Genomic DNA, 19,796 nt, shown 5'->3' with positions numbered 1-19,796 from the left:
GTGTCAAATTGCTATCGCAGAAAGGTCATTGTCGATCTGTCGCGGGTTATAGGCATCATGCTTCCGGAAGACGGGCTCCGCGCGCGATTGCTTGGCATCGACAACGCATAGTATCGCTGCATAGCCGCGCCAAGCAGGGTCAGTGGAGGTGCGATGTCGGAAGTCAACAGGCGGCCCGGTCCTGGTCGGCAGCAGTCGCAGGCGCCTGAACTCGATGCGATCGACGTCGAGCTTGCCGAAACAGTCGAGAGACAGGTCTATCGCAGCATCCGCCAGGCCATGATGAGCGGCCGCGTTGCCCCCGGCACATCGCTAACCAGCCGTTCACTCGCCCACGTGCTCAAAGTCAGTGCTCAACCGGTGCGCGACGCGTTGAAACGTCTTGAAGCGGATGGCGTGCTAGAGGGACGTCCGCAGAGCGGCTTCTTACTTCGTCACGTCTCGCAACAGGAATATCGTGAGATTATCGAGATCCGCCAGCGCCTAGAAGGACTGGCCGGGCGCGTCGCGCTGAGCAGTATGAACATCGATACAATCGGCAAGCTCGAGCGGATCAACGCACGAATGCTACGCCTCGATTCCGCCAAGGAAGCGCTCGCAGAGAACTACCGCTTCCACTTCACTATCTATCGCAAGGCGGACAGGCCGACGCTCTTGGCTCTCATCGAGAACCTCTGGGTCCGGATGGGCCCTGCCCTTCATCATCATCCCTACAAGATCAACAGCGCAGATACGATGGACCGACACAACGAAATCATCACCGCCCTCAAGAACCGCGATCCTGACGCAGTGGAATCAGCAATAGCAGAGGACCTAGGTGCGGCTGCCAATCTCGTTGTACCTCGTTTGCCACCGTGCTCGTAACCGCTGAGGACCACGCACGGCTGTATTCCCAAGGTCACGGTTCTGCAGGCGCTCTACGACCTTGGGACGATCAGGGCGAGTTCCATATCCGGGACCGGCTATCGTTCGTGCGCTGTGGCTACTGGTCCAAGAGAAGAACCTTTGGCTTCAGCGTTTCTACGTACTCTCGACTGGCCTTAGCTTGCGGCGGTCGATCCTGAACTATCGCAACGGTCAGGAGCCGAACCGTGGCTTATCGTGAAAGTCTGATGGAATCAGTCAGTCCGCCAACGGCCCCGTTTCCGCCCTTCTAGAGCACATCCGGGGATCGATAAATCGATTGTGTTGTGACGCGGGTCCTTGCTGCTGATTCAACGTTCATTTCGATGGAGGTGGCAGATGGCGAGGGCATTGGGTGAGGATTTTCGGTCGCGTGTCTTGAAGGCCGCGGCAGCGGGGGTTTCGGCGCGCCAGGCGGTGGCTCGGTTCGGGGTGGGTGTATCCAGCGCGATCCGCTGGATCGGCAGAGCCCGGCTGGCGAGACCGCACCAAGACCGCAGGGGCGGCGGCGCGGGTCGCGCCTCGACGTGCATTCCGACTTCATCGTCGGGACGATCGAGGAGTGCCGAGACATCACGCTGGACGAGATGGTCGAGCGGCTCCTGGCCGATCGGTCCACGCGCATCGGCCGCAGCACGTTGAGCGACTGGCTGCGAGGGCGCGGCTGGTCGTTCAAAAAAAGTCCGCACACGCACTGAAGCAGTGACGTCCCGACGTCCTGAAGCGGCGGCAAGCCTGGTTCGACGGCCAGCTCGACCTCGACCCCGCCAGGCTCGTCTACATCGACGAGATCGGCCTATCGACCAAGATGGCGCGCCTGCGCGGACGAGCACCAAGCGGCAAGCGATGACGGGCCGTCTCGTCAAGCTCACCACGAGCAATCGCATCGACGTCGAGGCGCCCTTCACGAAGTCGATTACGTTCGTTGGCAGTTCGTGCGCTGACTGCAGGTCGGCAAATCGCACTCCACGCTTGCCTGAGGCGCCGGCTGCCTTCCGGGCGCGATAGGTGTCCTTGAGCAGCTGTCGCAGATTGACCGCTTCCTAGCGCGACTGCCGAAGAATGATGGAGGTGTCGTCAAGGCGGAAGCGTGACGGATAGACCAGATCGCCCCCCCTGCCCCACCAGACGCTCGACGTCCGCAGACGCTCGGGCATCCCCACACAAAAGCCGATGGGGTCCGAGATGCCACAGATCACCGGTTTTCGTGATCGCTTCCACCGGCAAGGGCGGAACTAGATCGGCACCATCGGGCGAAGGCCGTCGAAACACACGACAGAACCTTGGCAGACCCGATCCGCTTGCTCTCCCTCTCACACCCGCACGCACACGCGAAACACGACCGGCGAACTTCCTCACATACAGGTGACCGGAAACGCGAAGGGGCTCCTGGCACCATACGGGCCGGACCTCGGAGCAGTCGTTAAACGGACAATCGCATCTCACCAGACTGCATTGCGTTCCCACGCAGGCGCGATGTCAGTTCAGCATGCGGCAACGGCTTCCCGCCAAGGCGGAAGACACACCCGCACAACGTCGCCGCATTCCCGCCCGACGACAATCCGATCCCGCTTAGCGACATCGCAATCCCACCTAACGACAACGAATTGCCTGTTCATGGTCGCGAAGTTCCCTGTTAACCGGAAAATTTTCCCTGATCTCGGGCGAAGAATTCCCTGTTTCCAGGAACAGGGAATTGCCCGGCAAGCTACTGATTTGGCGCGGGAAATCCGGACAAGAATGACGAGATATGCCGCAAGAAACAGGAATTTCCCTGTTCTTTCCCTGTTATCAGGGAATTCAGGTCAGAGACGCGTTAGCCGCAGACAACACTCGGCACCAGTTTCCAGTTCCGACGGAACGATTTGCTACTGGCTGCCCAATTTCTTCCATGGGTGCTCCGTTTTTTTTTGGTCTTTCCAAGAAGCGATACCTGAGCGCTTTGATACAAGCCTATTCTGCAACCGCCCTGGTCACACGAGACAACATCGATCACGGCTTGGACTTGCCTTCTTCGGCCGGGTCGGCGGCTTCATGTGCGAACGAGGTCAAATGGCAGGCCACGCCGCAGCGGGATCGAGCGTTCCCGGTCAACGTCCGGCGGAGCACGTAAAGCTCGGGCCGGGGCGGCAGCGAAACGGGATCCTGCCTATCGACCTCCCGGCCCGAGCGGATAATCGAGCGTCACGACCAGTTCGATCGAGGCGTCGGCTGCAACCCGAATGCGCCGCGCGTGAACGACGAAGACCGCAGAGCCATCCGCCGTCTCGAGTTCGACCTGATCGCCTTGCGCCACCCAGGCGTCCAGGACCAGTCCGTCGAGCCGGGTGGTCAGGCCCCTGCGAACCGCCTCCCGCTCGGCGGTCGCGGTTAATCTGGTTGACAACCTCATATGAGCGCTCCTGTCGCTGGACTTAACCGAAACTCCGGTTACGGTCGCCCCAAGACGCGCCGCACGCTCGCATCGGGCCGCGGACGCCATCACAACCAGACGCCGGCACGGACCGGAACAACGATCAACCGGAGCACTATTTCATGACCACACGCTATGCAAAAATCCTGATGACGCTGGCACTGGCGGCATTTGCGTTCATGGTCACCTTCAACAATATCACCGATTACGGCCCCAATTTCGCCTTCGTGCAGCATGTGCTGAGCATGGATACGACTTTTGAAGGCAATGCGGCAATGTACCGTGCGATCACCACACCGTGGATGTGGAACGCGGCCTATTGGCTGATCATTTTCGGCGAAGGCGCAACTTTCGTGCTGTTTCTGGTCGGGGCTCTGGCCATGATCGGCGCGCGCAGCGGATCGGCGGCGGCGTTCAACGCATCGAAGAAATGGGTGATCGCCGCGGCCACGATCGGTTTTGGCGTCTGGTTCTTCGGCTTCATGGTCGTCGGCGGGGAATGGTTCTTGATGTGGCAGTCCAGTACGTGGAATGGGCAGGACGCCGCGTTCAAATTCTATATGGCCATACTCGGCGTTCTGATCTTCGTGAATCAGGCCGATCACGACGTCGCCTAAAGCGTTTCCAGGCGAAGTGGAAGCCGGCTCGCCGTTCGGAAACGCGTTAGAACAATAGGTTAGAGCCGGACTGCGATTCCGTGAAAAGCAGAACGGTTCTAGGGTCGTTCCTCTTTGAAGGGAGTGGTCGACCGCCGGGATCCGCGGTCTGGCGGGAGCGCGTGGCGGTGCGGTGCAGGCACCGCGGGCCGCGCGCGGCGCTGATCGCCGACAAGAGCCAACGCCGGCGCGGGCCGGCGTGGCGCCATGGCGGTCAGGCTCGGGTCACGCCGCGTCTCACTGAGATATCGGGCGGAATCGCTCCGTGATCCGGTTTCCGTCGAGTTCGTCGAGGCGCAGGCAGCGGGCCCTGTGGTCCGGCTCGTGCTCGACAAGCTGCGGCGTGGCTTGGCTGCACATTTCCCGAACGTAGGGACAGCGCGTGGTGAAATGGCAGCCGGCGGGCGGGTTGACCGGGCTGGGAACGCCGCCTTCCAGGATGATCTCGTGCGAAACGGCGCTGGGATCGGGTTCGGGGTGGGCGGACAGCAGGGCCTCTGTGTAGGGATGCAACGGCCTGCGATAGATCTCGGTGGCCTCCGCTTCCTCCACGATACGGCCCAGATACATCACCGCCACCCGGTCGGAGATGTGCTCCACCACGCTCAGATCGTGCGAGATGAAAAGATAGGAGATTCCCAGTTCGCGCTGCAAGCGCTGCAACAGGTTGATGATCTGCGCCTGGATCGACACGTCGAGCGCGGAGACCGGCTCGTCGCAGACGATCAGCTTCGGTTCCAGCGCCAGCGCGCGCGCGATCCCGATCCGCTGCCGCTGTCCGCCGGAAAACTCGTGCGGATAGCGATCGACATGTTCGCGCCGCAGGCCGACCTGATCGAGCAGTTCCGCCACCCGTCGGCGCCGTTTGGCCCGGTCACCCTTTTGGTGGATGATCAGCGGCTCCTCGAGGATCGCACCCACGGTCATGCGCGGGTTGAGCGATGCGAACGGGTTCTGGAAGATCATCTGGATCGACTGGCGCACCGGCAGGAGGGAGCGGTCGTCGAGACCGGCAATGTCCTTTCCCTCAAACAGGATTTCGCCCGCGGTCGGGTCGTCGAGCCGCGCGATGAGGCGTCCCAGCGTCGATTTTCCGCAACCGCTCTCGCCGACCAGGCCGAGCGTTTCGCGTTCGCCGACCACGAGGTCGACGCCGTCGACCGCCTTGACCGTGGGTTTGGGTCCAAACAGCGGTCCCGCGGTCGGGAAATGCCGCTTCAGGCCTTTCACGGTGAGCAGGGATGTCGTCATTGCGGCGGCCTCGTATGCAACCAGCAGCGTACTTTGCCGGGCGGCGACGCCATATCGTCCGGCACCGCCAGAGGCGGTTCCCATTTGCGGCAGGGCTCGTGCACCATCGCGCAGCGATCGGAAAAGCGGCATCCCGGCGGCAGCGCGCTCAGCGCCGGCACGGTGCCCTTGATCGTGTCGATCTCCTGCTGGCGGTCCTTGCGGGCGGAGGGACGCGGAATCGAGCGCATCAGCCCTTGCGTATAGGGGTGCAGGGGCCGGTCGAACAGGGTTTGCGCGTCCGCCTCCTCCACCACGACCCCGGCATACATGACCAGAACGCGCTGCGCCATTTTGGCGACCACGCCGAGATCGTGGGTGATCAGCACCAGCGACATGCCGATCTCGCGCTTCAGCTCGTTCATCAGCTTCAGGATCTGCGCCTGGATGGTGACGTCGAGCGCGGTCGTGGGTTCGTCGGCGAGCATCACCTTGGGCCGGCACGCCAGCGCCATGGCGATCATCACCCGCTGGCGCATGCCGCCGGAGAGCTGATGGGGGAAGTTGCGGTAGCGCTCGGCCGGCAGGGGAATGCGCACCTGCTCGAGCATGTCGATGGCGCGCTCGCGCGCTTCCGCGGCGGAGACGTCGTGATGGACGCGGATCGCTTCGCTGATCTGGTAGCCGACCCTGAACACCGGGTTGAGCGAGGTCATAGGCTCCTGGAAAATCATCGACACATCGTTGCCGCGAACGCGCCGCATGGCGTGTTCCGACAATCCCGTCAGATCGCCAACCCCGTCAATGGTGATCGAACCGCCGGTGATGCGCCCCACCGGACGCGGCAGGAGCCGCATGATCGACAGCGCCGTCATGCTCTTGCCGCAGCCGGATTCGCCCACGATGCACAACGTCTCGCCCGGCATCACCGAGAAGGAGACGTCGTCCACCGCCGGCAGGACGCCGCTCTTGAGGAAGAGGCGCGCCTTCAGCCCGGCGACGTTCAGCACCGGTTTGATCTCGGCGTCGGCGGAGCGGTCGGGTTTCGTCGCGGGTGTGGTCATCGTCCCCAAACGTCCTCGTAGACCCTGAGCAGGTTGCCGCCCATGATCTTGTCGACATCGGCCTCGCTGTAGCCGCGCGCGGCCAGACCGTCGATCAGCCGGCCGGTATGAGCCAGGCTTTCATACCCTTCGGTGAAACGTTGCGTGAAAACGAACCAGTCGCCGAGGACGCCGGTGACCTGCGGATAAATGCCGCGCGGGCCGAAACTCGACTGCCACTCTTCCTCGGTCTTGGTCTGCTCCGAGCAATCGCTGCCGAAGGCGACGTGCTCTATGCCGACCAGATTGACCATGTAGTCCACCTGGGCGAAGAAATCCTCCAGCGTCGGACGCGTGGCGTGCCGCAGCATCGGCGGCCACAGCGTCACACCGACCGTTCCGCCGGTGTCGGCCACGGCCCGGATCTGGTCGTCGGGGATGTTGCGCAGGCTGTCGCACAGTTTCCGGGCGTTCGAGTGGCTGCAGATGACCGGGCGCTTCGACGCTTTTGCCGCGTCCATCGCGGTCTGATAGCCGACATGCGAAAGGTCGATGAGAATGCGGGCCTCGTTCATCAACGCCACCCACTCGTGTCCCCTGGCGGTCAGGCCGGCGGGCTCGGGCGCCAGCACGCCTGACCCGAGCGCGTTCTGCTCCATGTAGGTCGGCTGCATGATGCGCACGCCCGCGCGCTGCATGACGCGGATCAGCGACAGGTCGTGTTCGAGAAACGTCGAGTTCTGGGTGCCCAGAATGATGCCCAGTTTGCCCTGCTCGGCAGCCTGGCGGATTTCCGCCACGGAGGTGACGATGGAAACGAGATCGGCGTTGGCGGCCGCCACGGCGAGCGCCTTGGCCAGATCGCTCATCGACGCCGCCAGATCGTTGGCCGGCCGCAGCGAGGTGAGATTGATCGCCGCGACCCGGCCGTCGAGAGTGCGCTGGAACTGGTCGCGCGTCAGGATCGCGCAATTGAGGCCGTCGACGACCGGCGTGCGTTCGCGATGGTTGCGGGCGGCGATCTGGTCCATGGCAAGGTCCTCCGGCATGGCTGCGGTTCAATCGTGGCTGAGTTGGGGATCGAGGGCGTCGCGCAGTTCGTCACCCAGCAGGTTGAAGGCCAGGATGATCAGCGCGATGGCGATGCCGGGGAACAGCGACACCGCCCACGAAATCGAGAGATAGTTCTTCCCGTCATTGATCATCCCGCCCCAGGTCGGCGTCGGCGGCTGAACGCCGAGCCCCAGGAATGAGAGGGTCGCTTCGAGAAGGATCATGCGGGCGAGCTCGAAACTCGCATAGACGATGATCGCCGACAGGATGTTCGGCAAAATGTGCCGGAGCATGATGCGCAGCTTGCCGGCGCCGATCGACCGCGCCGCCTCGATATATTCCAGCCCGCGGACCGAAAGCACCGAGCCGCGCACGATGCGCGCGAAGCGCGGCCATGCCGACAGCCCCATCAGAATGATCAGGTTGGTGAGCGAGGGCCCCACCACCGCAACGATGGCGATGACGAGCAGGACGACCGGGAAGGCGAGCTGCATGTCGATCAGACGCAGGATCACCGCGTCCGTCCGGCCGCCGAAGAAGCCGGCCGCCAGTCCCGCCCAGATACCGGCGACCGCGGAAACAATAACGGCGAACAGGCTGACCAGCAGGGTCGTCCTGGCCCCGTGGATGATGCGCGAGAGCGTGTCGCGGCCGAGATGGTCGGTGCCGAGCCAGTACCCTTCGACGCCGCGATCCAGGAACGATGGCGGCTTCAGCCGCCGTATCAGCGACTGCGCATAGGGATCATGCGGCGCGATCAGGTCGGGCACGAGCGCGCAGGCCACGAGCATGACGACGATGACCATGCCGAACACGGCGGCCGGTTTCGACAGCAGGCGCGCGAAGACGATACGGCTCTGGCTGCGGCGCGGCGGCAGGTCGTCGTGGCTTTCCTGCGAGAGAGTGGTGGTCGAGGTCATGAGCGCCTACCGGTATCCAATGCGGGGGTCGAGCACGGCATAAAGAAGGTCGACGATCAGATTGACCCCGACGAAGATGACGGCGAAGAACAGCACCACCGCCTGGACGACAGGGTAGTCCCGCGCATAGATCGCCTGGATGGCGAGCCGGCCGACCCCCGGCCACGAGAAGACGGTTTCAGTCACGACCACGCCGCCCATGAGCAGACCGACCTGAAGGCCGATCACCGTCAGCACGGGGATGAAGGCGTTGCGCAGCGCGTGACCCCAGACGATCCAGTTCTCGCCCAGGCCCTTGGCGCGCGCTGTGCGGATATAGTCCTGGTTCAGAACGTCGAGCATGCACGAACGGGTGGTCCGCGCGATAAGCGCGACAAGGTTGAGCGCCAGCGTCGAGGCCGGCAGGATGAGATGAGCCCACGTCCCGCGCCCGCCGCTGGGAAGCCAGCGCAGCCATACGGCGAAGATGATGATGGTGAGGATGCCGAGATAGAAGGACGGCACGGCCTGCCCCATCAGGGTGACCGCCCGCACGGTGGCGTCGGTCGGCGTGTTGCGGCGGTACGCGGCGACCACACCGGCGGGGATGCCGATCAGAATGGCCAGCAGCATCGCGGTCGCGGCGAGTTCCGTCGTCGCGCCCAGCCGCTCCAGCACCAGCGTGACGGCGGGTTGGTTGAAACGGAGCGAGTCGCCGAAATCGCCCTGCAGGGCGTGAACGCAGAACTGATAGAACTGGACCCAGACCGGCTGGTCGAGCCCGTGTTTCTGACGAAACAGCTCGCGCGCCTCGTCGGGCGTGTCCGGCGCCAGGATCAGATCCGTCGGGTCGCCGCTAATATGCGTCAGCATGAACGAAATCAGCAGGATTCCGAGCAGGACCGGAAGGGTGAGGATCAGTCTTCGGACCACGTATTGCAGCATCGACGTATCCGATCAGGTGGCGGGGCTGTCTTTTCGGGCAAGGCGCCGGCCTCCGCCCGGAAGCATCTGCCTCCGGGCGGCGCCAATGCGGCTATTCGCTCAAAGCGGTGTCGTACAGGAAGAAACGACCGTCGCCACGCGCCATGAAGTTGCTGAGCTTGGCGGAGGTACCGTAGAAATCCACGCCGCCATACAGGAAGATGATCGGCGCCTCCTCATGCATCAGCGCCATGGCGTCCTTGTAGATCTGGACGCGCTTCTCGCGATCCATCTCCTGCTTTCCGGCGTCGATCAGCGCATCGAGCTCGGCATTCTTGATGTAGGAATAGCGCCAGGTGGAATGATACTGCGCGACCTGCAGATCGGGGTCGTCCTGCGGCGCGAGGCCCACGAAGGCCATCGGCTGCAATTCCTTTGCCCGCAACTGACGCAGGAATTCGCCGGGCTCGAGCGCGACCATGTCGGCCTTCACGCCGACCTCGCTCAGCATGCCCGCCACCGCTTCGGAAACCTCGCGGTCCTGCGCATAGCGGCCCGACGGGAATTTGAAGGTTATTTCAAAACCGTCCGGGTACCCGGCTTCCGCCAGCAGCGCCCTGGCCTTGTCCGGATCGTAGGGATAGTCGCTCAGGTCCGGATTGAAGCCGATCTGCGGCTTGCGAAGAACCTGTCCGTTCAGCGCCACCGCATTGCCGAAGAACAGGCTGTCGATGATGGCCTGCTTGTCGACGGCATAGTTGAGCGCCTGCCTGACCTTCTTGTCGATGAGCGGGCTCTCGTGCTCCTCGAGCGAGGACAGGATGATCTGATAGATCCGGTAGCTCGGCACCGGCACCAGATCGACCTCAGGATTGTCCTTGACCTCCATCGCGGAGGTGACGGCGAGGTTGGACGCAATGTCGTACTCGCCCGTCGTCAGGCCGGCGGCACGGGCGATATCGTCGGGAACCGGTTTCCAGACGACCTCGTCGATACCTTCGGGCAGCTTGCCCCAGTACTTGTCGTTGGCCTTCATCACGAGCCGGTCGTCGCGCGCCCAGCTGTCGAACACGAACGGACCGGTGCCGATCGGCTTTTGTCCGTAGGCCTCCAGGCCGACCTCGTTCCAATAGCCGGGCGGCGTGATGTAAAGCTGGCTCAGGGCGAGCTCGATCGGGGGGAAAGGATATTTCAGCGTCATGCGCACCGTCAGATCGTCGACCTTCTCAATGCTGTCGAACGGATCGGAAACGCGCGCGTAAGCGGGGCTCTTTTCCTTGTCGACGAAGATGTTGAAGCTGTGGATCACGGCGTCGGCGTTCATCGCCTCGCCGTTCGAGAACTGCACGCCATCGCGCAATTTCACCAGGATCGTCTTGGGATCCTCAAGTTCGTAGGACGTCGCCAGCAGCGGCTTGAACTCCTCGCCGTGGGGATCCACCCAAAACAACGCCTCGACGATGGCCGATCCCGCGTTGAGGTTGTCGGACGCCGTCGTACCGTTCGGCCACAGGGTCTGCGGGTCGAAGTTCTGCGCCACCGTGAGCGTCGCGGCCGAGGCGCCGGCGAGCGTCGCGACGCTCAGCATGCTCGTAAGCAGCAATTTACGGATGATCTTTTTCATTGGCGGCTCCCATTGTTTCGGTTCACAGTCGCGTCTGCGATGTCGGCTGCCCACCTCGCGGCGACGCCCCTCGACGACTGAACATTTTCGATGCTATTCGCGACTGAGTGAATTTACAAACAAAAATTTCACGAATATGATCACTATCAGAATGTAATTCACGATGAGGTAGTTTCGTGCCGAAGGCTTCACGCGCGGAAAAAGCTTCCCTCGACGACGCCCAGCGACGGACGGACATTGCCGTCGGCAATCGCGTCAGGCAGTTGCGCAGGGTTCGCGGACGCTCGCTCAAAGAACTCGCGCAGCGGGCCGGCCTGTCGATCGGCTTCCTCAGCCAGATCGAGCGCGGGCTTTCCTCCGCCTCGGTGCGGGCGCTCGCCCGCATCGCGGAGGCCCTGGAAGTCAGTATCGGCGATGTCTTTCCGGCCGAACCGCCCAGCGACGACGGGCAGCGCATCACCGCCAGCCCCTCTGAACGCAAGCGGATCGACCTTGCCGACTCCGGCGCGTGCAAGGAACTGCTGACGCCGTTCAGCCGCATTCCGAGACTGGACGTGTTCATCATCACGCTGCAGCCGGGCGGCGGTTCCGGCGAGGAGGCCTACGCGCATAGCGGCGAGGAGGCCGGCTTCGTGATGGAAGGCGGCATCGAACTGATCGTCGATGGCAAGAAACACATACTCGGCGAAGGCGACAGTTTCCGTTTCAACAGCAACCGGCCCCATCAGTTCCGCAACGCGGGCGATCGACCGGCCAAGGCGCTGTGGGTCAATTACCGCGAAAAATAACCGCTCATTCTACCCTCAAACCAGCAAGACGAGGCAACGAGATGAATGCAACCGCCGGCGCGCCGCGCCCAATCACGATCGACGGGCTGAACTGCGCCGCCGTATCCCGCGAACAGGCCCTGCGCACGCTGGAGGGCGGCGTTTCGGCCATCAACCTCACGGCGATGTCACCCTTTGTCGGGCTGGCGGATTCGCTGGTCGAACTCGAGGCGAATTGCGCAAGGATCGACGCGATGAGCGATATCGCCACGGTCGTGACGAGCGTTGCCGACATCGAGAAGGCGCATCGTGACGGCAAGCTCGGTTACATCTTGGGCACGCAGAACTCCATGATGGTGGAAGACGATCTCCAGCTTCTGGCCACCATGAAGCGTCTCGGCGTGCGGATCCTGCAGCCGACCTACAACGAGGAGAACGCGCTCGGCTACGGCGCGCCGTTCGAAAAGGACGCCGACAAGGGCATGAAGGCGAAGGGCGTCGAGTGGATCGAGGAGATGACGCGCCTTGGGCTGATCATCGACCTGTCCCATTGCGGCCACCGCACGACCAGCGCCTATCTCGCCGCCGCCAAGGGTCCGATGGTGGTCAGCCACGCCAACGCGTTTGCCGTCTGCCCCAGCCTGCGCAACAAGAAGGACGAGCATATCCGCGCCATTGCCGAGACCGGCGGGCTGATCGGCGCGGTGATGTGGTCCCCGGCCGTGCGGCACGACCAGCGGCCGACGCTCGACGACTATCTCAACCACATCGATCATCACGTGAAGGTCGGCGGCATCGAGCACGTCGCCTTTGCCAGCGACGTGACCGAGGGCCAGGTGCCGAGCCCGGAAAAATGGGACAAATCCTACGGGCCGTACGGCTACAGCCCCAACATTACCGGCGTGCTCGGCGACTGGTACACCTACGAAAACCGGCTCAACGTCGATTTCCAGTCCCTGGCGCACACGCCCCGGATCTGGGACGGCATGAAAAAGCGTGGCTATTCCGAGACCGACATCGACAAGGTGCGCTCCGGCAACTGGCTGCGCGTCATGAAGGATGTGTGGAACTGAGCGGCGCCCGGCGCAAGACGACCGGGGCCGGCGCTCACCGCGCCGGCCCCGGCTACTACCTCATCGATATCTCGTGACGCGCTAGAGATCGACCGTCACCAGCGGGCCGGTGTCGCGGGCGAGCTCGACCACCCTGGCCGCGCCGGCTAGGTCCTGCAGCGCGACGCCGGTGCCGTCGAACAGCGTGATGTCGTCGGCCGACCGGCGGCCGGCAACCGCTCCGGCGACGACCGCGCCGATCTCGCCGATATCCTCGCGCGAGATCAGACCGGCGGCGACCGCGTGCTGGCATTCGCCGATCGAGGCCGATTGCGCGACCTCGTCGGTGAATACGCGCGCGGCGGCGACCAGCGCCGGATCGAGCTCCTGCTTGCCCTTGGTGTCGGTGCCCATCGCCGCGATATGCGTTCCCGGCCGCACGTGACAGCGCTTGAGGATCGGCGCGAAACTCGAGGTGACGGTGATGATGACGTCGGCCTCCGCGCCCAGACGGTCGAGTTCGACGGCCTCGAACGGCACGCCTTCTTCCGCGGCCACCCCGGCGAGCCGGTCGAGCATTTCTGGATGCAGGTTCCAGGCCACGACCCTGTCGAAGTCGCGCTGGGCGAGCGCGGCGCGCATCTGGAAACCGGCCTGGTGGCCGGCGCCGACCATGCCGAGCACGCGCGCGTCGGCGCGCGCCAGATGGCGGATCGAGACCGCGCTGGCGGCGGCCGTGCGCATCGCCGTCAGGTGATTGCCCGACACGATCGCGGCCGGCCGGCCGGTGTCGGCGTCGAACAACAGCACCGCCGACTGATGGTTGGTCAGACCCCTGTCGCCATTGTTGGGCCAGTAGCCGCCGGCCTTGAGGCCGAGCGCCAGACCGGCGCGGTCGAAGCCCGACTTGATGCCGTAGACGGCATCGGCATGGCCGATCATGTCGCGCACGACGGGAAAATTGACCGCCTCGCGCCGGCTCATGGCGGCGAAGACGGCTTCCACCGCCGCGAACGCGGCCTCGGCCGTGAACAGCTTTTCGACCAGATGCTCGGGAATGACGATCATGGGCGGGCTCACTCTCCTGTCCAAGGGAAAATCAGCCCGGCGCGCGTCCTCGGGCGCGCGCCGGGCAAAGGCATTGGCGATGCTCATCGCAGGGCTACAGGCACATGCCGCGCGCCGTGACCGGCCACAGCGCTTCCACCCGTCCATTGCGAATGCCGACATACCAGTCGTGGACATTGACGGTGGGGTCGCAATGTCCGGGAACCAGCTTCAGCTTGTCGCCGAGGCGAAGCTTGTTGTCTGGATCGGAGATCACGCCGTGCTCGTCCGAGGCGCCGATATAGGTCACGTCGTCGCGACCGAAGATCACCGGCAGGCCGCTGTCGACGCTTTGCGCCTTCAGGCCGGCGTCGCAGATCGCGCGGTCGGTCTTGGTCTTCGACATCACGGTCGTGTAGATGAACAGCGCGTTGTCGAACTCGCCGATGAAGCCGCCCTTGTCGTCCTTCACGCGCTGATAGTCGGCGTCCATGAAGATGTAGGAGCCGCATTGCAGCTCGTTATAGACGCCGCTGTCGCCCTCGAAATAATAGCTGCCGGTGCCCGCGCCCGCGATGATATCGCAGGCAAGCCCCTCGGCCTTGAGCAGGTCGACCGTGTCGCGCACCATGCCGACCGCCTTGTCGATTAGCCCCTTGCGCTCCTCGAAATCGTGCACGTGCTGGGCTTTGCCCTGATAGGCCTGCAGGCCGGCGAACTGGAGCCCCGGCGCGGCGTCGATCTTCTTGGCGAGCGCCACGGCATCGGCGCCCGGGCGCACGCCGCAGCGGCCGGCGCCGACATCCATCTCGACCAGGCATTCGATGGTGACGCCGTATTTCTGCGCCGCCGCCGAAAGATCGTCGACATTGTTGAGATCGTCGACGCAGACCAGCACCCGCGCCCTGGTCGCCAGGGCGGCCAGCCGCTCGATCTTCTTCTCTGTGACGACCTGATTGGAAACCAGCACGTCGCGCACGCCGGCCGAAACCAGCGCCTCGGCCTCGCTCACCTTCTGGCAGCACACGCCGACGGCCCCGCCGCGCTCGACCTGGATGGTGGCGATGTCGGAGGATTTATGCGTCTTGGCGTGGGCGCGATGGCGCAGGCCGTGCTTCTTCATGAAGCCGGCCATGGTGTCGATATTGCGGTCGAAGGCGTCGAGATCAACGAGCAGGCAGGGCGTGTCGACCTCCTCGACCGGCATGCCGACCGATGCGGGAATATTGATGGTCATCAAAGTCTCCTCGAAAACAAAAGACGGGGGTCAGGCGCGCGCGATCCAGGGCAGCTTGTCGAGATCGACATTGCCGCCGGTCAGGATCACGCCGACGCGCCGGCCGGCGAACAGGCCGGGGTTCTTCAGCACGGCCGCGACCGCAACGGCGCTCGACGGCTCGATAACGATCTTCATGCGCTGCCAGACCAGGCGCATGGCGGCGACGATCTCCTCCTCGCTGACCAGCAGAATGTCGGAGACATAGGTCGACACGAAGTGGAAGGTGCGCTCGCGCAGCGAGACCTTGAGCCCGTCGGCGACGGTCTGCGGAGCGTCGTCCTCGATGATGCGGCCGGCCTTGAAGGAGCGGAACGCGTCGTCGGCGTTTTTGGGTTCGGCGGCGAAGATCTTGGTCGTCGGCGCGAGGCTGGCGAGCGTCAGACAGGTGCCGGAGATCATGCCGCCACCGCCGATCGGCGCGACCACGGCATCGAGTTCGCCCGTCTCGTCGAGCAGTTCGCGCGCGCAGGTGCCCTGCCCGGCAATGACGCGATGGTCGTTATAGGGGTGGACGAATTCCGCGCCGGTACGCTCGACCAGCGCTTCCAGCGTACGCTCGCGCGCTTCGGTGCTCGGCGCGCAGGTGATCACCTCGCCGCCATAACCGCGCACGGCGTCCATCTTCGCCTTCGGCGCGGTCTCTGGCATCACCACGGTCGCGCTGATGCCGCGCCGGCCGGCCGCATAGGTGAGCGACAGGGCGTGATTGCCGGAGGAGTGGGTGGCAACACCATGCCGTGCCTCGGCGTCCGACAGGCCGAAGACCGCGTTGCAGGCGCCGCGTACCTTGAAGGCGCCGGCTTTCTGGAAATTCTCGCATTTGAAGAACAGTTCGGCGCCCGACTGCCCGTTGAGAAAGGAACTGGTCATCACCGGGGTGCGGTGGATGTGCGGCGCGATGCGCTCATGCGCGACGCACACGTCTTCATAGCTGGGAATATACATGCTCGTTGCCGTATCCATCGTCAGGCCGCCTTGCTGGTGACGCGGTGCGCGACGCCGTTGGTGGCGCGGAAATAGTCCTGGGCGGCGCGCACGCCCGAGCCGAGCTGGACGGGAAAGTCGAGATCGGCCATCGCCATTTCCGCGGTCGCGATGCCCGACAGAGCCATGACGTCGGTCATCGAGCCGAGATGGCCGATGCGGAACACCTTGCCCGCGACCTCGCCGAGGCCGACACCGAAGGCGACGCCGTATTTGTCGGCCGCGTGGGTCACCACCTTGGTGCCGTCCAGGCCCGACGGGACCACGATGGCGCTGACGGTGTTGGAATAAAGCCGCGGATCGCGCGCGCACAGGGTCAGTCCCCAGGCCTCGACCGCCTTGCGGACGCCCTCGGCGATGCGGAAATGACGCGCGAAGACCTTGGGCAGCCCCTCTTCCTCCAGCATCTTGACCGATTCGACCAGGCCGAAGATCAGGTTGAGCGGCGGGGTGTAGGGATAGCCGCCGCGCTGATAGGACGACAGCATGTCGCGGAAATCGAAGAAACAGCGCGCGCAGCGTGCCGTTTCCATCGCGACCTGCGCCTTGGGGCTGACCCCGACAATGGCGAGGCCGGCCGGCAGCATGAAACCCTTCTGCGAACCGGTGACGGCCAGGTCGACGCCCCATTCATCCATGCGGAAGTCCATCGACGCGATCGAGCTGACACCGTCGACATAAAGCATGGCGGGATGGCGCGCCGCGTCGAGCGCCTTGCGCACGGCTGCGATGTCGGAGCGCACGCCGGTCGCGGTCTCGTTGTGGGTGGCCAGAACCGCCTTGATGCGATGGCCGGTGTCGGCGGTCAGCGCCGCCTCGAAACGGTCCGCCGGCAGCCCCTCGCCCCAATCGGCCTCGATCACCTCCACGTCGAGCCCGTGGCGCGTGCACAAATCTATCCAGCGATGGGAAAACATGCCGTGGCGCGCGGCCAGAACCTTGTCGCCGGGCGACAGCGTGTTGGTGATTGCAGCTTCCCAGCCGCCGGTTCCGGTCGCCGGAAAGATGATCACCTCGCTGGTGCGCGTCTTCAAGATGCGCTTGACGCCCTCCACGGCCGGCCTGAACGCCTCGGCAAACAGGCTCGAGCGATGGTCGATCGTCGGCACGTCGATGGCGCGCCGCAACCGGTCGGGAATGTTGGTGGGGCCGGGTATGAAAACCGGGTTCTGGGTCGACATGGATCATCCTCCATCGCGCGGCCTTGTCGCGCGGCGTCGGCACGCCGGCGATGACTGTTTCAAACTCCCCTCACGATAGGCTGCGGGGAGGCAGGACGCAATTTTTCTGAAAAACTTTTTCGTTTTCACGAAAATTCCGCTTTACCTGCTGTTTTCTCTATGCTTTCATTTTTTCCAATAAGCAGAAAACTTTTTTGCACTGTCAGTGGACTGGGGTGACAGCGATGGAAAACGACGATCGCGTCAAACGCTCGCGCGGCCGGCCGCGCGCCTTCAATCGCACGCAGCAGGGCGGCTCGGTACAGTCGCTGGACCGGGCGGTTGCGATCCTCAAGCGCGTGGCCGACGCCAACGGGTTGTCGCTGTCGGAAATCGCCTCGGCGATGGGACAGGCCCCGTCGACGGTCTACCGGGTGCTGATCACGCTGCAAAAACACGGTATCGTGGAGTTCGAACAGGACACGCAGCTGTGGTTCGTGGGGCTGGAGGCGTTTCGCATCGGCAGCACCTTTCTGGGCCGTACCAGCATGGTCGAGCAGAGCCGGCCGGTGATGCAGGAACTGATGGCCGCGACAGGCGAAACCGCCAATCTCGCCATCATCGACGGCGGGGAAGTGATCTTCGTCAGCCAGGTCGAGACCCACGAACCGATCCGCGCCTTCTTCCGGCCGGGCACCCGCGGGCCGGTCCACGCCTCCGGTATCGGCAAGGCGCTGCTTGCTTTCCTGCCGCCCAACAGGGTCGAGCGCATCATCCGCGACAACGGCCTGACCGCCTTCACCGACAAGACGATCGCCGATCCGGCGCGGCTCGGACACGAGATCGCCGCGATTCGCGCGCGCGGCTGGGCCGTTGACGACGAGGAGCGCACGGCCGGCATGCGCTGCATCGCGGCGCCGGTCTTCAACGCCTATGGCGAGGCGGTGGCCGGTATTTCCATCTCGGGACCGTCGGTGCGGGTGGCGCCCGACAAGGACGCCTGGTACGGCGCGCTGGTGCGCGATGCCGCCGCGCGCATCACCGATGCGGTCGGCGGACGCCCGCCGAGGCCGGTTGACGACTGACTACGCCGCGCGGCGCGCGAGCCGCGCCTTGATGCTTGCCACGTCGGCGCGCGGCGTGGCGGCGAAAAGCGTCTTGGTATAGTCGTGCTGGGGGTCGGAAAACACCCGGTCGCGGCTGCCATATTCGACCGCCTCGCCGAAATACATCACCATCACGTCGTCGGCGATGTAGCGCACGACCGACAGGTCGTGACTGATGAAGACATAGGTCAGGTCGAACTCGTCCTGCAGGTCGGCGAGCAGGTTCAGCACCTGGGCCTGCACCGACAGGTCGAGGGCCGACACCGGCTCGTCGAGCACCAGCAGGCGCGGGTTGAGCATCAAGGCGCGCGCAATCGCGATACGCTGGCGCTGGCCGCCGGAAAACATGTGCGGATAGCGGTTGAAGTGCTCCGGGCCGAGGCCGACCTTGAGCAGCATCTGCATGGCGCGGTCGCGGCGCTCGGCCGTCGGCATGGCGGTGTTGACGAGCAGCGGCTCGCCGAGCACGTCGCCGATCTTCTGGCGCGGATTGAGCGAGCCATAGGGGTTCTGAAACACGATCTGCACCTTGCGGCGCATTTCCGGCGTCAGTCCGTCCTTGACGAGGTCGACCTTTTCGCCGTCGATCAGCAAATCGCCGGCGGTGGGCGCGTCGATCATGGTGATGATGCGCGCCAGCGTGGACTTGCCACAGCCCGACTCGCCGACGATGGCCAGCGTCTTGCCCTTCTCGACCTTGAACGACACGTTCTTGACCGCGTGAACGACACGGCCGGACGAGAAAAGCCCGCCGCCGACATGGTAGTCGCGCACCAGGTTGCGGCCTTCCAGGACGACCTCGCTCATGCCGGCGCTCCGCCGTCCACGTCTTCGTTGAAGATGCTGGAAATCGTCGGCAGCCTGTCGCCGGTCGCCCTGTCCGGCAGCGCGGCCAGCAGCGCCTTGGTGTAATTGTGCTTGGGCGCCTCGAACAGCGACAGCACGTCGGCCTCCTCCATCTTGCGCCCCTTGTACTGCACCACGACGCGGTCGGCGGTTTCGGCGACCACGCCCATGTTGTGGGTGATCATGATCATGCCCATGCCGGTTTCGATCTGCAGGTTCATCAAGAGATCGAGGATCTGTTTCTGGATGGTCACGTCGAGCGCCGTGGTCGGCTCGTCGGCGATCAACAGCTTGGGATTGCAGGCAATCGCGATCGCGATCATCACGCGTTGGCACTGGCCGCCGGACATTTGATGGGGAAACACGCCGAGACGCTGTTCGGGATCGGGAATGCCGACATCGTTCAGCAGCTCGATCGCGCGGGCGCGGCGTGCCTTGCCGTCTAGGCCCATATGGACGCGCAGCACTTCCTCGATCTGGAAACCGACCGTAAAGCACGGGTTGAGGCTGGCAACCGGCTCCTGGAAGATCATGGCGATATCCTTGCCGATGATCTTGCGCCGCTGGCTGGCGGTCAGGGACAGGAGATCGCGCCCGGCGAAACGCATCTGATCGGCGGTGACCTTCGCCGTCCACGGCAGAAGACCCATCACCGCCAGCATCGAAACGGACTTGCCCGATCCGGATTCGCCGACGATCGCCAGCACCTCGCCTTCGTCGACATGCAGCGACACCCCGTCGACGGCCCGGAAGGGACCGGCGGCGGTCTCGAACTCGACGACCAGGTTCTCGATCTCCAGAAGATGCATG

Annotated in this window: 18 protein-coding genes and 1 pseudogene; 6 read left to right on the top strand and 13 right to left on the bottom strand. The window is 64.2% G+C overall.

Going from position 1 to position 19,796, the window contains the following annotated elements; genetic code table 11:
- Nucleotides 1-153: 153 nt before the first annotated feature.
- Complete coding sequence (locus ACT2B0_RS01770; protein WP_473460811.1) at nucleotides 154-864, top strand: GntR family transcriptional regulator; 711 nt, start codon at nucleotides 154-156, stop codon at nucleotides 862-864.
- 378 nt (nucleotides 865-1,242) lie between these two features.
- Nucleotides 1,243-1,750 (top strand): annotated as a pseudogene (locus ACT2B0_RS01765) (transposase); the annotation flags it as partial.
- Between the two features lie 1,302 nt (nucleotides 1,751-3,052).
- Here ACT2B0_RS01765 and ACT2B0_RS01760 read toward each other — a convergent pair.
- Entirely contained in the window at nucleotides 3,053-3,295 is a 243-nt protein-coding gene (locus ACT2B0_RS01760) for a hypothetical protein (RefSeq protein WP_473460809.1), read from the bottom strand.
- 143 nt (nucleotides 3,296-3,438) lie between these two features.
- Here ACT2B0_RS01760 and ACT2B0_RS01755 point away from each other — a divergent pair, with 143 nt between their 5' ends.
- Complete coding sequence (locus ACT2B0_RS01755) at nucleotides 3,439-3,933, top strand: DUF2165 family protein (RefSeq protein ID WP_473460807.1); 495 nt, start codon at nucleotides 3,439-3,441, stop codon at nucleotides 3,931-3,933.
- A 276-nt stretch (nucleotides 3,934-4,209) separates the two neighbouring features.
- Here the strand turns inward: ACT2B0_RS01755 and ACT2B0_RS01750 are convergent, their stop codons facing one another.
- The 6 genes from ACT2B0_RS01750 to ACT2B0_RS01725 all read right to left on the bottom strand — a co-directional run bounded on the left by ACT2B0_RS01750 (nucleotide 4,210) and on the right by ACT2B0_RS01725 (nucleotide 10,745).
- A complete protein-coding gene (locus ACT2B0_RS01750) occupies nucleotides 4,210-5,223 on the bottom strand; it encodes an ABC transporter ATP-binding protein (protein WP_473460805.1) in 1,014 nt (337 codons plus the stop codon).
- Entirely contained in the window at nucleotides 5,220-6,266 is a 1,047-nt protein-coding gene (locus ACT2B0_RS01745; RefSeq protein ID WP_348393562.1) for an ABC transporter ATP-binding protein, read from the bottom strand. Before ACT2B0_RS01745 ends, ACT2B0_RS01750 begins: the two co-directional genes overlap by 4 nt.
- Nucleotides 6,263-7,276 (bottom strand): dipeptidase, encoded by a 1,014-nt coding sequence (locus ACT2B0_RS01740; protein ID WP_350149135.1) that lies wholly within the window; start codon nucleotides 7,274-7,276, stop codon nucleotides 6,263-6,265. The genes ACT2B0_RS01745 and ACT2B0_RS01740 overlap by 4 nt, the downstream gene beginning before the upstream one ends.
- Nucleotides 7,277-7,303: 27 nt before the next feature.
- Nucleotides 7,304-8,218 carry an ABC transporter permease gene (locus tag ACT2B0_RS01735; RefSeq protein WP_348393564.1) on the bottom strand — a complete coding sequence of 305 codons (915 nt, stop codon included), beginning with the start codon at nucleotides 8,216-8,218 and terminating at the stop codon, nucleotides 7,304-7,306.
- Between the two features lie 6 nt (nucleotides 8,219-8,224).
- Nucleotides 8,225-9,142, bottom strand: coding sequence for an ABC transporter permease (locus ACT2B0_RS01730; RefSeq protein WP_127595598.1), 918 nt, complete (start codon nucleotides 9,140-9,142; stop codon nucleotides 8,225-8,227).
- Nucleotides 9,143-9,233: 91 nt separating this feature from the next.
- Nucleotides 9,234-10,745, bottom strand: coding sequence for an ABC transporter substrate-binding protein (locus tag ACT2B0_RS01725; protein WP_348398500.1), 1,512 nt, complete (start codon nucleotides 10,743-10,745; stop codon nucleotides 9,234-9,236).
- 176 nt (nucleotides 10,746-10,921) lie between these two features.
- Here ACT2B0_RS01725 and ACT2B0_RS01720 point away from each other — a divergent pair, with 176 nt between their 5' ends.
- Nucleotides 10,922-11,533: a cupin domain-containing protein gene (locus tag ACT2B0_RS01720; RefSeq protein ID WP_348398501.1), complete on the top strand. Its 612-nt coding sequence runs from the start codon at nucleotides 10,922-10,924 to the stop codon at nucleotides 11,531-11,533.
- 41 nt (nucleotides 11,534-11,574) lie between these two features.
- Nucleotides 11,575-12,585: a dipeptidase gene (locus ACT2B0_RS01715; protein ID WP_473460802.1), complete on the top strand. Its 1,011-nt coding sequence runs from the start codon at nucleotides 11,575-11,577 to the stop codon at nucleotides 12,583-12,585.
- Nucleotides 12,586-12,666: 81 nt separating this feature from the next.
- Here ACT2B0_RS01715 and bhcD read toward each other — a convergent pair whose 3' ends face one another.
- The 4 genes from bhcD to bhcA all read right to left on the bottom strand — a co-directional run bounded on the left by bhcD (nucleotide 12,667) and on the right by bhcA (nucleotide 17,055).
- A complete protein-coding gene (bhcD, locus tag ACT2B0_RS01710) occupies nucleotides 12,667-13,632 on the bottom strand; it encodes an iminosuccinate reductase BhcD (RefSeq protein ID WP_350149145.1) in 966 nt (321 codons plus the stop codon).
- Between the two features lie 94 nt (nucleotides 13,633-13,726).
- A complete protein-coding gene (locus ACT2B0_RS01705; protein ID WP_350149132.1) occupies nucleotides 13,727-14,848 on the bottom strand; it encodes a DSD1 family PLP-dependent enzyme in 1,122 nt (373 codons plus the stop codon).
- Nucleotides 14,849-14,878: 30 nt separating this feature from the next.
- Nucleotides 14,879-15,835 carry a beta-hydroxyaspartate dehydratase BhcB gene (gene bhcB / locus ACT2B0_RS01700; protein ID WP_350149131.1) on the bottom strand — a complete coding sequence of 319 codons (957 nt, stop codon included), beginning with the start codon at nucleotides 15,833-15,835 and terminating at the stop codon, nucleotides 14,879-14,881.
- Nucleotides 15,836-15,855: 20 nt separating this feature from the next.
- Nucleotides 15,856-17,055: an L-aspartate--glyoxylate aminotransferase BhcA gene (gene bhcA, locus ACT2B0_RS01695; RefSeq protein WP_350149130.1), complete on the bottom strand. Its 1,200-nt coding sequence runs from the start codon at nucleotides 17,053-17,055 to the stop codon at nucleotides 15,856-15,858.
- Nucleotides 17,056-17,279: 224 nt separating this feature from the next.
- Between bhcA and bhcR the strand changes: the two genes are divergently transcribed.
- A complete protein-coding gene (bhcR, locus tag ACT2B0_RS01690; protein WP_473460800.1) occupies nucleotides 17,280-18,119 on the top strand; it encodes an HTH-type transcriptional regulator BhcR in 840 nt (279 codons plus the stop codon).
- On the opposite strand, the gene ACT2B0_RS01685 is transcribed toward bhcR, so the two are convergent.
- Nucleotides 18,120-18,947 carry an ABC transporter ATP-binding protein gene (locus ACT2B0_RS01685; protein ID WP_473460798.1) on the bottom strand — a complete coding sequence of 276 codons (828 nt, stop codon included), beginning with the start codon at nucleotides 18,945-18,947 and terminating at the stop codon, nucleotides 18,120-18,122. It lies immediately after the preceding gene.
- Nucleotides 18,944-19,795: an ABC transporter ATP-binding protein gene (locus tag ACT2B0_RS01680; protein WP_473466196.1), complete on the bottom strand. Its 852-nt coding sequence runs from the start codon at nucleotides 19,793-19,795 to the stop codon at nucleotides 18,944-18,946. The genes ACT2B0_RS01685 and ACT2B0_RS01680 overlap by 4 nt, the downstream gene beginning before the upstream one ends.
- Between the last annotated feature and the right edge of the window lies 1 nt (nucleotide 19,796).

This window comes from Nitratireductor sp. J20-h4 (genome assembly GCF_056780505.1).
The sequence above is the reverse complement of the archived record's forward strand: the minus strand, read 5'-3'. Positions and strand labels throughout refer to the sequence as shown.

Coding starts and splice junctions, on each gene's coding strand:
- ACT2B0_RS01755 (WP_473460807.1), top strand. CDS start 3,439: ATGACCACACGCTATGCAAAAATCCTGATGACGCTGGCACTGGCGGCA.
- bhcD (WP_350149145.1), bottom strand. CDS start 13,632: ATGATCGTCATTCCCGAGCATCTGGTCGAAAAGCTGTTCACGGCCGAG.
- ACT2B0_RS01770 (WP_473460811.1), top strand. CDS start 154: ATGTCGGAAGTCAACAGGCGGCCCGGTCCTGGTCGGCAGCAGTCGCAG.
- ACT2B0_RS01725 (WP_348398500.1), bottom strand. CDS start 10,745: ATGAAAAAGATCATCCGTAAATTGCTGCTTACGAGCATGCTGAGCGTC.
- ACT2B0_RS01745 (WP_348393562.1), bottom strand. CDS start 6,266: ATGACCACACCCGCGACGAAACCCGACCGCTCCGCCGACGCCGAGATC.
- bhcA (WP_350149130.1), bottom strand. CDS start 17,055: ATGTCGACCCAGAACCCGGTTTTCATACCCGGCCCCACCAACATTCCC.
- bhcR (WP_473460800.1), top strand. CDS start 17,280: ATGGAAAACGACGATCGCGTCAAACGCTCGCGCGGCCGGCCGCGCGCC.
- ACT2B0_RS01680 (WP_473466196.1), bottom strand. CDS start 19,795: ATGCATCTTCTGGAGATCGAGAACCTGGTCGTCGAGTTCGAGACCGCC.
- ACT2B0_RS01735 (WP_348393564.1), bottom strand. CDS start 8,218: ATGACCTCGACCACCACTCTCTCGCAGGAAAGCCACGACGACCTGCCG.
- ACT2B0_RS01715 (WP_473460802.1), top strand. CDS start 11,575: ATGAATGCAACCGCCGGCGCGCCGCGCCCAATCACGATCGACGGGCTG.
- ACT2B0_RS01740 (WP_350149135.1), bottom strand. CDS start 7,276: ATGGACCAGATCGCCGCCCGCAACCATCGCGAACGCACGCCGGTCGTC.
- ACT2B0_RS01730 (WP_127595598.1), bottom strand. CDS start 9,142: ATGCTGCAATACGTGGTCCGAAGACTGATCCTCACCCTTCCGGTCCTG.
- bhcB (WP_350149131.1), bottom strand. CDS start 15,835: ATGTATATTCCCAGCTATGAAGACGTGTGCGTCGCGCATGAGCGCATC.
- ACT2B0_RS01705 (WP_350149132.1), bottom strand. CDS start 14,848: ATGACCATCAATATTCCCGCATCGGTCGGCATGCCGGTCGAGGAGGTC.
- ACT2B0_RS01685 (WP_473460798.1), bottom strand. CDS start 18,947: ATGAGCGAGGTCGTCCTGGAAGGCCGCAACCTGGTGCGCGACTACCAT.
- ACT2B0_RS01750 (WP_473460805.1), bottom strand. CDS start 5,223: ATGACGACATCCCTGCTCACCGTGAAAGGCCTGAAGCGGCATTTCCCG.
- ACT2B0_RS01760 (WP_473460809.1), bottom strand. CDS start 3,295: ATGAGGTTGTCAACCAGATTAACCGCGACCGCCGAGCGGGAGGCGGTT.